This window comes from Janthinobacterium sp. 344 (genome assembly GCF_900112025.1).
Classification (GTDB): Bacteria; Pseudomonadota; Gammaproteobacteria; order Burkholderiales; family Burkholderiaceae_D; genus Janthinobacterium.
This window is the reverse complement of the sequence record NZ_FOKL01000019.1, coordinates 1-11,416: the sequence shown is the minus strand read 5'-3', so window position 1 is coordinate 11,416 and position 11,416 is coordinate 1. Positions and strand designations below refer to the sequence as shown.

General features: G+C 64.5%; 10 protein-coding genes. 1 reads left to right on the top strand and 9 read right to left on the bottom strand.

Annotated elements, in window-relative coordinates; translation table 11 throughout:
• Positions 1–9: 9 nt before the first annotated feature.
• The 3 genes from BM193_RS27700 to BM193_RS27690 all read right to left on the bottom strand — a co-directional run bounded on the left by BM193_RS27700 (position 10) and on the right by BM193_RS27690 (position 4,278).
• Entirely contained in the window at positions 10–1,134 is a 1,125-nt protein-coding gene (locus tag BM193_RS27700) for an ABC transporter substrate-binding protein (protein ID WP_254786459.1), read from the bottom strand.
• Between the two features lie 4 nt (positions 1,135–1,138).
• Entirely contained in the window at positions 1,139–3,298 is a 2,160-nt protein-coding gene (locus BM193_RS27695; RefSeq protein ID WP_175533447.1) for a TonB-dependent siderophore receptor, read from the bottom strand.
• 119 nt (positions 3,299–3,417) lie between these two features.
• The gene (locus BM193_RS27690) at positions 3,418–4,278 is read right to left on the bottom strand and encodes a helix-turn-helix domain-containing protein (protein WP_175533446.1); all 861 of its coding nucleotides are present in this window, start codon (positions 4,276–4,278) and stop codon (positions 3,418–3,420) included.
• Positions 4,279–4,429: 151 nt separating this feature from the next.
• Here BM193_RS27690 and BM193_RS27685 point away from each other — a divergent pair, with 151 nt between their 5' ends.
• A complete protein-coding gene (locus BM193_RS27685) occupies positions 4,430–4,753 on the top strand; it encodes a tetratricopeptide repeat protein (protein ID WP_175533445.1) in 324 nt (107 codons plus the stop codon).
• 7 nt (positions 4,754–4,760) lie between these two features.
• On the opposite strand, the gene bla is transcribed toward BM193_RS27685, so the two are convergent.
• The 6 genes from bla to BM193_RS27655 all read right to left on the bottom strand — a co-directional run.
• Positions 4,761–5,723: a subclass B3 metallo-beta-lactamase gene (gene bla / locus BM193_RS27680; RefSeq protein WP_254786458.1), complete on the bottom strand. Its 963-nt coding sequence runs from the start codon at positions 5,721–5,723 to the stop codon at positions 4,761–4,763.
• 54 nt (positions 5,724–5,777) lie between these two features.
• On the bottom strand, positions 5,778–7,541 hold the full coding sequence (locus BM193_RS27675) for a M56 family metallopeptidase (RefSeq protein ID WP_092804481.1): 1,764 nt from the start codon (positions 7,539–7,541) through the stop codon (positions 5,778–5,780).
• Positions 7,538–7,930, bottom strand: coding sequence for a BlaI/MecI/CopY family transcriptional regulator (locus tag BM193_RS27670; protein ID WP_092804478.1), 393 nt, complete (start codon positions 7,928–7,930; stop codon positions 7,538–7,540). The genes BM193_RS27675 and BM193_RS27670 overlap by 4 nt, the downstream gene beginning before the upstream one ends.
• Positions 7,931–7,991: 61 nt before the next feature.
• Positions 7,992–9,488, bottom strand: coding sequence for a hypothetical protein (locus BM193_RS27665; protein ID WP_139176404.1), 1,497 nt, complete (start codon positions 9,486–9,488; stop codon positions 7,992–7,994).
• 88 nt (positions 9,489–9,576) lie between these two features.
• A complete protein-coding gene (locus BM193_RS27660; RefSeq protein WP_092804472.1) occupies positions 9,577–10,923 on the bottom strand; it encodes a DUF3422 family protein in 1,347 nt (448 codons plus the stop codon).
• 128 nt (positions 10,924–11,051) lie between these two features.
• Positions 11,052–11,416: IS1595 family transposase (locus tag BM193_RS27655; RefSeq protein ID WP_139229976.1), on the bottom strand; the 365-nt coding region annotated here is incomplete at its 5' end.

Genomic DNA, 11,416 nt, shown 5'->3' with positions numbered 1-11,416 from the left:
GCACGGCGCTCACGGCTGCATGTCCACGAACAGCACGCCCGTGGCGGGAATCGGCATGAAACGGCGATACATTTCCAGGCGCGTGCGGGCCGGATCCAGGTCCGCAAACAGCTGCGGATGCAGCCACTTGGCCAGCGCCTGCACGGCCACCACATGTTCGGGCGAGTCGTAGAACACATGCCACAGACCGTGCGCACGCCCGCCATTTTTTTCGCGCACGGCGCTCAGCTGGGCCGTTTCCGTGCGCGAGGCCACGGTGCGCAAGCTGCTGCGCGCCTGCGCCAAGGTGGCCTGGTAACCGAGGGTCACGCCCCCCTGCCCGCTGGCGAACACGCCCGTCGCCACATACACGTCGGGATCGCGCGAGAGGATGTATTCCGGGTTCAGGGTACCGATGGGGCCGGGGATCTTGCCGGCGCCGATATTCTCGCCACCGGCCAGGGCAATCATTTCACCGAAATTGCCCGTGCCGGGAGAACCGCAACAGCCCTGCAAGCCCGCCAGCATGTCGACAAAAATGCTGGGGCGGCGAAAGCCCGGCCTGGCCTGCGCCGCTTGCACGGCGCGCGCAACTTTACCCACCTGCTCTTCGTAAAAGGCGATGAAGGCGGCGGCCTGCGCCTGGCGGTCCAGCGCCCTGCCCATCAGGCGCATGCTGGGCACGGTATTTGCCAGCGGATGGTTGCTGAAGTCGACAAAGATCACGGGCACGCCGGCCGCTTCCAGCTGGCGTACGGCGTCACTGCCCGGCGCGGGGCCGTGGCCGCCCGACAGGGCCAGGATGGCCAAGTCGGGCCGCAAGGACAAGGCTTTTTCCACGCTGAAACTGTCGGCCGAGGTGGCGCCCACCAGGGGCACCTGCTCCGCTTGCGGGAAGACCTTGCGGTAGGCCGCGTAGCCCTGCACATCGAGGTGGCGGAAATCGCCCTGCCAGCCCGCCAGGCGGGCAAAGGGATTTTTTCCTTCCAACATGGACAAGGTGTAGATCAGGCGACCTTCACCGAGCACGATGCGCCGCACCTGGTCCGGTACGCTCACCGTGCGTCCCGCCAGATCGGTGACGGTGACGGCCTCAACGGACAAACTGATGCAGGACAGCAGCGCGGCGGTCAGCATGGACAAGATTTTTCTCATGGCATCACCACGCATGCTTGACGGTCAGCAGCAAGCGGCGCGCATCGCCCGTGCTGCAATTGCTCGATGAACAACTGTCGTAGTAATGCTTGTTGCTCAGATTCGTCACGTTCAGCGCCAGCTGCGTGCCCCGCAGGGATGGCGACAGCCGCAGCAGATCGAGGTCCAGCGCCAGATCCGTCAGCAGGTAGGATGGCACGTCGATACGGTTGGCGGAGTCGGCCTTGGTGGCGCCCGTGTAGCGCAAGCCCAGGCCGATGCCCAGTCCCGCCAGCGGGCCTTGCACCAGTTTGTACTTGCCCCATACGCTGGCCATGGTTTCGGGCATGCCGACGGGACGCTTGCCCACTTCATTGACGTTATTGCTTTTACTCACTTCCAGGCGGTTCCACGTGACGTTGGCCGCCACGTTGAAATTGCGCGTGAGATTGGCCAGCGCATCGAGTTCCACGCCATGCGATTTGATTTCGCCCGTCTGCAAACGGTTCAGCGAGTTGTTCGGGTCCAGGGTCTGCACGTTTTCCTGACGCAGGTCAAACACGGAGGCCGTGAAAAATCCGTCGAAACCGGGCGGCTGGTATTTCACGCCCACTTCCGCCTGCTTGCCCTTGGTAGGGTCGTAGGATTTGCCATAGAAATCGTTGCCCAGCACGGGGTTGAACGAGGTCATCAGGCTGACGTAAGGTGCCAGGCCATTCTCGGCCAGATAGACGGCGCCCGCCTTCCACGTCAGCGCATCATCCTTTTGCGACGGCGGCGTGACGCCGTCCAGCCGGTCGCGCGTGGACGTGTCCGACCAATCCTTGCGCACGCCCGCGCTGAGCACCCATTGCCGCGCCAGCTTGATCTGTTGCTGCACGTACAGGCCGTACTGGTCCGAGCTTTGCACGGTGCTGGCATAGCGCTCGGGCGTGGGCAGCATATGGCCCAGGTAGACAGGCTGATATATATCAATCTCAGCGCCGGCCGGGCCGCCATTGAGCACATAATCCTCTTTCGTGTGACGATAGTCGAGGCCCACCAGCGTCTCGAATTCGGCGCCGCCGCTGCGCCAACGGGCCTTGGCATTGTTGTCCAGCGACCAACTCTCGCCATCGATATCGAAGAAATAAGGCGTGCGGCGCAAGGTGCGCTGGTCGGCCAGCAAACGGCCCTGGATGGTTTCCGTAATCAGGTTGACCCGGCCGTAGCGCGCCTTGGAATGGACGCTCCACACGTCGTCGATGCGGTGCTCCAGCAGATAGGCCAGCGAATATTGCACGCGGTGATTGTCCAGGCCCTTTTCGTTGAGCATCTGGTTGTAGGGAAGGCGGCCATGGCGGTTCGGCAACAGGGTACCCTGGATGGGCGCCACCACGGCAGGCGGACCGAACTTGTCGCGCGTGTAGTCGGCCAGCAAGGTCAGGCTGGTGGCCGCGCTGGGGCGCCAGCTAAGGGCGGGCGCGATATACACCTTGTCGTCCGGCACGCCTGTGAATTGGGAATCGCTATCGCGCAGCAAGCCCGTCATGCGGTAAGCCCAGTCGCCGCCCTCGCCCACGGGACCACTCACATCGCCCTGTACCTGCTTGCGGCGGAAGTTGCCTGTCTGCAGTTGCAGTTCGCGGTAGGGCTGGAACAGCGGCTGTTTGCTGATCTGGTTGACGATGCCGCCCGGCGAATTCTGGCCATACAGCACGGAACTGGGTCCCCGCAACACTTCCACCGCTTCCAGGCCATACGGCTCGACCTTGGGCCAGGCTTGCACGGTGGTGCCGCGCAAGCCGTCGCGCAGCATGCCGTTGCTGCCCACGTCGAAGCCGCGGATCTTGACGTTGTCAAAACGATCATAGCGCTGCGAAGCGGCCATCGAGGGGCTGGCCAGCACGCCGGCCGAGTAACGCAGCGCCTCGCCGACGGACTGGATGCCCTGCGCATCCATCTGGTCGCGCGTGATGACGGAAACGGAGGCGGGCGTTTCGATCAGCGCCGTATCGGTCTTGCTCGATGTCGTGCTTTGCGTGGCGATTTTCAAGCGCTGCGCTTCGATCGTCACGCCTTGCATGGCTTGCGGCGCATCAGGCGCTGCGGCGGCATAGGCGGCGCGGCAAGCCAGGACCAGCACGAGAGGAAGGGGAACGGCGCGCACAAGGCGCGGCAGACGGTGGGGCTGCGAACGTGACATACGGTAAATCCTTCCAGGTTTTAAATGAGAATGAATATCATTCATCATAGAATCTGGAGGCACCGGCTGCTTTCGTTATCGGGCCTGCGCCTTACGAAAGACGGAAAAGATGCAGCCGGCTATGCGCGCGCCAGCTGGCTGGGCGGCATGCCGAAACGCTTGCGAAACAAGGTGGAGAAATGCGGAATGGCATAGCCGACAAAGCACGCCACCTGCGTCACCGTATAGCCGCCCGCGCTGAGCATTCGATAGGCTTCCTGCAGACGGTAATCCTGCACATACTCGAACACGCTGACGCCAAACAGCTTGCGAAAGCCGGCCGTCAGCTTCTTCACGTTCAAGCCGCTTAATCTGGCTATTTCCGGCAACCCCAGCGGCTGCTGGAAATGCTGCTCGGCCAGCTCGCGCGCCTGCTGCAGGCGCTCGACTTCGAAGGCGCTCAAATCGGCGCCGCTGGCGCCGCCCCGCGACCGTCCCAGTACCCGGTCGCTGGCCACGGCCGCCATCTCCAGCGCCTTGCCCGCCATGTACATGTCGCGCACGGCGCCGTCGAAGGGGCACATCAGGATCTGGGTGGCGATGGCCCGCAGGGCCGGCGTGAGCGCCTGGCGCATCACCAGCACGCCATCACGGTGCAGCTGCTGGCCGCCCGTGACGGCCAGGCGCTCCAGGTCGAAGCCGCTGCGCTGCGCATGGCCCGCGTCGAGTCCCACTTTCACGTAGCGCTGCAAGGTATTCGCTGCAAAGCGGTCACAGCCTTCGTGGCGGCCCCGCGCCAGCACCAGATAGACGCCCGCATCGGTAATGGCGAACGGCGCACGGCCATCCACGCTGCCGCTCAACTTGCCGTTCAGCGAGACGATGACTTGCAACCCCTCGAACACGGGCGTATTGACGGTGATGGGAGTGGGCGACAGCACGGAACCGGCCGACAAGGTCAGTTCGGAAGACAATTGCCGCGTCCAGGCAGTCGATACCACGCCATGCTCCATATGAGAATAATTCTCATTTATATTATCATAATGCGGCGCGGGTGGAACAGCGCCCGCAGGAGAATGGCATGCCGGCTTGTTTCTTGCACGCCCAAGCGCTAATATGCAAGAATTAACTTGCATATTAATGGAGATCTTGATGCGTGAAAAGCTGGAAAAACTGCTGGCGCAGGGCCGCGACAGCGCCCTGCTGCGCTTTGGCCTGGGCGACGCCTGCCTGAAAGATAATGACGCAGAGCAAGCGGCCATCCACCTGGCGCAGGCGACGCAACAGCAAACAAGCTATTCCGCCGCCTGGAAACTGCTGGGCAAGGCCTTGCACCAACTAGGCCGGCTGGACGATGCCGAGTCTGCCTGGACCACGGGCGTGACGGTGGCCCAGCAGCAAGGCGACCTGCAAGCCGTCAAGGAAATGACGGTATTCCTGAAGCGCCTGCAAAAACAGCGGCAGGCGGCACAGTAAAAGAGGCTTAGTGCGCGTGCGCAGCGCCCTTCGCGTCAAGAGGCAAGGCGACGTCCCGTTCCTTCGCCAGGCGCTTGGCCAGCAAGCCGCCCGCTTGCGCCGCATAGACGCGGCAGGCGCTGGCGTCGATCAGGGGATTGCTTGTGGCGCTGCGCCTGGCCGCCTTGCCCAGCACGTCCGCCGTACCCGGATGCACGGGGATGATGATGTCGCATGGCAAGGCCGCCACCTTGGCGATGCTCGCTTCGAACGAGGCAGAAATATCGGGCGTGCCACCCTTGCCCGCGCCTTTGCCCGTATAGCGGAAATCGCCGCTCGCATACGCGTTCAGGCTGTCCGCATACACCACGTTCAGGCAGCGCTGGCCTTCGCACGAGGTCCAGGTCCACGTCGTGCCGCCCGGCGTATGGCCCGGTGTCATGTGGGCCGTCAGCGCCAATGGCCCCACCTTGACGGCATCGCCCTCGCCCACCAGGCTGACCTTGTCCACCTTGGCCACATGCACGACGGGATTGGCCTGGTATTGCGGGTCATCCTTGCCATTCGTGCCGCTTTGCAGCACGGGGGCGGCCGCTGCGCTGGCCATCACGGTGGCGCCGCTGGCCCGTTGCAGCGCGGCAATGCCGCCCGCGTGATCCCAGTGCGCATGCGAATTGAGGATATATTTCACATCCTCGATGCGGAAACCCAGCGCCCGGATATTGTCGATGATCAAGGGCGCCGATTGCGGTAGCGCGCCGTCGAGCAGGATGTGGCCCTGCGGACTCGTCACCAGCACGGCGGACAAGCCCGCCGTGCCCACATACCAGCTGTTGCCATAGATATTGAACGGCTTGACGGGCGCATTCCATTCCTTGCAATTGTCACAATTAACCGGTGTATCCTGCAGCGGCGCGGGGGTCTTCGCCTGCACCGTGCCTGCCGCCATGGTCGCAACCGTCGCCAGCATCAACTTCGCCAATAGTGTCATTCTCATCTCCAAAGGATAAAAAAAGGCGGCCGCGACGCGGCGCGCCAGGGGGGATCAGTGCATGCGGGCCGTCCTGTCGGCCAGGGTGTCGCGGATGCTGCCCGCGTCGAGCGAGCGTCGCTGCGCGCCAGCGGCATCGAGCAGCACCACGGTGACGTGCTTGCCGCCGCTGCGCATGCGCATCGTCAGGCAGCTGCCCGCCTCGTGGCTGCTGCCCGTCTTCGACAGCAAAATGTCCCAGCCCTTGCCGCCGACGAGCGGGTTGGTGTTGCGCAGGGTGCGGACCTTGCCATTGACGGCCACGCTCGCTTGCGGGTGGCTGGTGATGCGCGCAATGTCCGGATAGCGCGCGGCCGCCGCGACGATCCTGGCCACCTCGCTGGCCGTCGACGTATTTGCGGGCGAACTGCCGACGGGGTCCGTCAGGTTGGTGCGGCGCAAGCCCAGGTGGCGGATCTTCGCCTGCAAGGCTTGCTGAAAAGCCGCGTTGCCGCCGGGATAAGTGCGCGCCAGCGCGGCGGCGGCGCGGTTTTCGGACGGCAGCAGCGCCAACTGCAGCAGCGCCGCGCGCGACACAGCCACGCCATCGGCCAGCAGGCTGTCGCGCTGCATCGACGCCTTGCCATCGGCGCGCACGATGCGCAGCTGTTCGTCCGGGTCAAGGCCCGCGTCCAGCACCACCATGGCCGTCATCAGCTTGGTGATCGAGGCGATGGGCACGACGGCGTCCGCATCTTTCGCCATCAGCACCTGGCCCGTGCTGTCGTCAAATACCAGCATGTGTTTCGCGCTGACGGGCAAGTCCAGCATGGCGGAGGCAGCGTCGGCCAGGATCGCCCCGTTGACGGCAGGCTTGCCCTGCACCTGCAGCAGCAAGGTGGCGCAGGCCAGCAGCAAGGCGGGCACGGCCAGTTTCCAGCCGGCCGTATCAAGCCCGGGCGCCATCAGGCGTTCTATGCGCGTCAGCAACGCCCCGCCCCGGGCCGACATCAGCAAGCCGGGCTGCTGCGGCGGGGCAGCGTGCAAGGACAGCGCATGCAGCGCCGTGGCCAGCTGCTGCGGGTCTTGCAGCGCTTGCGCGGCCAGCGCATCGGCCACTTGCTCCCGTTCGGCCCGCATGCGTGCCGACAGCCACCAGACGACAGGGTGAAAAAACAGCAGCGCCTCGGCCACGCTTTGCAACAGGTTGACCAGGTAATCCCAGCGCCGCACGTGCGCCAGTTCATGCGCCAGCAACGCTTCGAGCAAGGCGACGGGCATGCCGCTCAACAAGGCGGTCGGCAACAGGATGACGGGGCGCCAGAATCCCACCGTCACCGGGCTGGACAATCCCCCATGCAGCTTCAGCGGCACGTGCTGAGCGCTGCGCAATCCCATGCGCAGCGCCAGCGCATCGAGGCGCGCCTGCCAGATGGCGGGCGCGGCCACGGCCTGGCGGCGCAGCCTGCCGACCCACGCCAGGCCCAGGCACAGGCGCAAGCTCATCAGGCCAACGCCGGCGCTCCAGGCCAGCACCAGGGCCGGCAGCCACGCTTGCAGCGCGGCGCGCCAGGCGGGCGGCGCGGCCAGCGGCAGCTGGGCCGCAGATATGCCAGACAGCAGAGAAAGCAGATGGATGGCGGGAATACACAGGCACAGCAGCAGTGCCAGCGCACAGACGGCATAGCGCCAGCGCGCGCTGGCCTGGCGCAGCAACCGGAGCAGCACGGCGGACACGGCACCGACGATCAGACCCTGCCAGACGAAATACAGCAGAACCCAGCCCAACGCAGGGACCAGCTTGCCCAACTCGATGCCCAGGCGCAGGTCCACATTCATGGCTGTTTGCCATCCTTGCTGCGCAGGATTTTTTCAATTTCCAGGCGTTCCGCGTCGCTCACGTGCTCGCGCAGCGCCGTCAGCACGAGCGCCTTGCCGGAACCGGAAAACACCTTGCCGATCAAGTCCTTGAGCAAGCTGGTTTGCAGCTTTTCCTGCGCTTCGACGGCCGCGTACAGCTGGGGACGCTGGCTTTCGTCGCGGCTCAGCAAGCCCTTGCCATGCATCAGTTGCAACTGGCGCAGCACGGTGGCATAGCTGGCATCGGGACGTTCTTCCGCCAGGGCGTCGTACACGGCCCGGGCGTCGGACGGACCGCGCCGCCACAGGATGCGCAACAAGTCCAGTTCGGCGGCGGTGGGATGGGGAGTGGAGGTATTTTTTAACATGACGCTAGAATAGCGATTCTAGAACTCGATGTCTAGAACTTTTTTTCTAGTGCATGCCTGACTAAAAATCGCGCAGGCGGTCGAACAAGGCATACAGCGCCGCCACCTCCGGCAGCCGCACTTGCGCCAGCACCTGCTCCAGCGCCACATAGATTTCATCGCGCTCCACCGTTTCGATGATGTTGCTGCGCCGTTCGATCTGATTGAACACGCCCACATAGGCCGTGACCATTTCCTGCGCCATGGCGTGCGCGGCCCCGCCATCCATCGCGGCATCGAGCGTGCGCGCCGTGGCCAGCAGTTTTTTATACGCCTGCGCGGCCTTCTTGGCATACGCCGCCGAGATGTGCTCGCGGCCATCCCAGTCGCGGAACGGGTTGTCCAGGTTTTCCGCCAGCCATTCCGGCTTGCGCGGCCGCGTCACCGACAGGTTCAAACCCAGCGCCGCCGCCTTTTTATAGCCGGCCTTGATGGCCTTGGCGGCGTCGGCCGGCAGGCTGGCCAGGCACAGGCTGGACAGGGCCGGCATCTGCGCCGGCGCGGGAAAATCATCGGCGCCGTAGCCAAACAGTTCGTAGGCGGAAAAGGATCGCAGGCGCTCCAGCCTGGCGAGGCTGCCCAGATGCGACGCCAGAGCCGGCTTGCCCCAGACCGTCCATTCCACCAGTTGAGGAAAGCGCTCGGCGACGGCGGCGAAATCCACGGCCGGCATCGCGCTCAGCGACAAACGGCCCAGCTGCTCGAGGCCGTGGAATGGCGCCAGGGCGCCCGACAACTGCAGCCGCAGGAAGCGTCCCGCATGCGGGTCCTCGATGCGCAGCGCGGGCGACGGCGCGCCCTGCAGGATCAGGGTGCTCAAACCCTCGTTCAGGCGCAGCGAGCGCAAGCCCTCGGCATGCACGACGAGGCGGCTGACATTGCTGTCGCGCAAATCGAGTTCGTCGGTTGTCGACGACTGCCAGTGCACTTCATTGATGATGGGATTGGCGTTGATGCAGGCGGCCAGCGCCGCGCTGCCGTGGCGCGTCTCGATGGTCGTCAGGCAAGGCAGCTGGTCCAGTTCGGACAGGTCGCCGAGCGCCTGCAGGATGCCGTCGCCGATGCGGCTCGTGTTCTGGCGCAGCGACTGGCCGCCGATGATCACTTCCTGGCTGGACGCGGCCTTGAAGCGCTGGCGCCTGGCCGGGTCGAGCTGCTCCCAGCGGCGCTGGCGCCAGACGCTGTCGCCCATGTGCCAGCCGCCGCTGTAGCTTTTCACTTCCCCGTCGACCAGCGGCGCGCTATTGGCGATCAAGGTGTAATGCGGCGGCACCAGGGCGCTGGCAAAGCTGTGGTCGTGACGGCCATTCCAGAAATAATAGTCGCACACCAGCGGGCGCATCGCCTGCACGGCGGCCGCATCGGGCAAGCTGTCGCCCGTCCAGTCCAGCTGCAAAATGGCGGCCAGCGGAGGGCCGCCGGACGACGCGGCGGCATCGATGGCCGTGACCTGGCAAGCCACATACTGCTGCAGCCTGGACGAAAACACGCTGTAAATATCTCCAACCTGGGCAAGCACGTCATTTCCTTGTATCGAACGGTGAGGGTCGCACGATAGCAAAGATTGGCGGCGCGCGGCGTACGCGCCGCCAAGGCATTTACCCGGCTCAGTCCGCGTGCAGCTTGTGGTGCATGCGGCGCAAGCCCAGCCATACGCCGGCCGCCACGAACGGCACCAGCGCGCCGACGAGGATTTCCGGGTTCACGGGCAAGCCCATCACCTTGGCCGCCTTGCCCGTGTAGCTGAACAGGCCGATCACGTAATACGAGATCGCCGCCACGGACAAGCCTTCCACCGCCTGCTGCAGGCGCAGCTGCTGCGCGGCGCGGGCGTTCATCGATTGCAGGATTTGCCGGTTCTGCAATTCCTGCACGATGCCCACGCGCGTGCGCAGCAAATCGTTCGTGTTGGCAATGCGCTGCGCCATCGCTTCCTGGCGGCTGGCCATCGCTTCGCACGTGTTCATGGCCGGCGTCAGGCGGCGGTCCATGAATTCCTCGACCGTGGGGATGCCTTCGATGCGCACTTCGCGCAACTCCTCGATGCGCGCCTTGACGAGGCCCATATAGGCTTTCGACGCGGAAAAACGGTAGCTATTATCGAGCGACAGCTTTTCGATGCGGGCCGCCAGGCGCGTAATGCGGTCGAGCAAGGCTTGCTCGGCCACGCCCTCGTCGGCCTTGGCCAGGCCAGGCGCGTCGTCCGTGTCGACCATGGCGGCGGCCAGGGTCGCCAGTTCGTTCTCGATGGCATTCAGGGATGGCGCCGCCTGCATGGCGTACGGCAAGCCCAATAAAGCCATCATGCGGTAGGTTTCGATTTCCAGCACGCGCTGCACCAGCCGGCCCGACTGCTGCGAACGCATGCCCGCGTCGCGGATGACGAAACGGCTGAAGCCGTCGGACTGGATGGTGAAATCCGTCCACAGCTCGCCGCCCTGCAGCACCTTGCTGCCGGCCAGGGTATTGCCCTCGAACACGCGCGACAAGCCTTGCATGAAAATTTCGGCCGGCTCCGTCGCCTGTTCCAGCACCACGTGGGCGGCCACCATCAGCTTGCCCTTCAAGCCCACCAGCCATTGCTGCGGCAACTGTTCCAGGGGCATGCGCTCGAACGCCTGCGCCAAAGGCAAGGCCGCGCCCGGATGCTCGGCGAAGGTGAACGTGGCAAATTCCGTGTGGCATTCCCATTTCAGGCGGAAGCGGCCGAAGTCATAATAAAAATACTTGGCTTCGGCGGCGGGCGGCGTGACGCCGAAATGCGTGCACAGCGCCGCCAGGGTGGCATGCTGGGCCGCCATGTTCGACGCGCCGGGCGCCGCGCTGTCATCCTTGTAGACGGCCAGATGGGTGATCAGCTCGGGAGCATCGAGCTGCAAAAACGGCCGCGAGTGGATTTCCGCGGCCAGCGGCACGCGCAAGGCGTGGTTCAAACTGGAGTTAATCAAGTGCATGATAGCCAAAGGTAAAGTTGCAAAACTGCTTAGACCCGCGCGCGTGCTGGCACGCCCGCGGCGCGGGTCTGATTGTCACAGTGTAACAAAGCAGGAAGCATGCCCAGCCCTTGGCCCATTTTTCAAGGCTATGTCACCATCAGATGTGGGAATGCTCCCAGCGTTGCCTTCAATAATGTTTCCGGCGAGCAGATACGCCTGGCGTCGAGTATCCAGCGCCAGCCCAGGTAATTCGGCAGGTAGCGCGTCGCCACGCCGTGAAAGGGGCGTAGCCATGCCCGCAGGCGGCTGTGATATGCATTGACGTTCTGTACATGCGCGGCACCCTGCATGCGGATGCCTGCGCGCAAATTGACGGCCTGGTGGCTGATCCCCGCTTCCTTGGCAAAGGCGCGATAGGCGGCATGGCCATCGGTGACCAGCAAAATGTCCTTGTCGATGAAGTGTGGCAGGCAGGCATGCAGCTGCGCCTTCGTCAGCGCCCCTTTTCCGG

Excerpts from the sequence above, each read along its gene's own strand:
- BM193_RS27700 (WP_254786459.1), bottom strand. The coding sequence starts at position 1,134 with ATGAGAAAAATCTTGTCCATGCTGACCGCCGCGCTGCTGTCCTGCATC.
- BM193_RS27695 (WP_175533447.1), bottom strand. The coding sequence starts at position 3,298 with ATGTCACGTTCGCAGCCCCACCGTCTGCCGCGCCTTGTGCGCGCCGTT.
- BM193_RS27685 (WP_175533445.1), top strand. The coding sequence starts at position 4,430 with ATGCGTGAAAAGCTGGAAAAACTGCTGGCGCAGGGCCGCGACAGCGCC.
- bla (WP_254786458.1), bottom strand. The coding sequence starts at position 5,723 with ATGACACTATTGGCGAAGTTGATGCTGGCGACGGTTGCGACCATGGCG.
- BM193_RS27675 (WP_092804481.1), bottom strand. The coding sequence starts at position 7,541 with ATGAATGTGGACCTGCGCCTGGGCATCGAGTTGGGCAAGCTGGTCCCT.
- BM193_RS27670 (WP_092804478.1), bottom strand. The coding sequence starts at position 7,930 with ATGTTAAAAAATACCTCCACTCCCCATCCCACCGCCGCCGAACTGGAC.
- BM193_RS27660 (WP_092804472.1), bottom strand. The coding sequence starts at position 10,923 with ATGCACTTGATTAACTCCAGTTTGAACCACGCCTTGCGCGTGCCGCTG.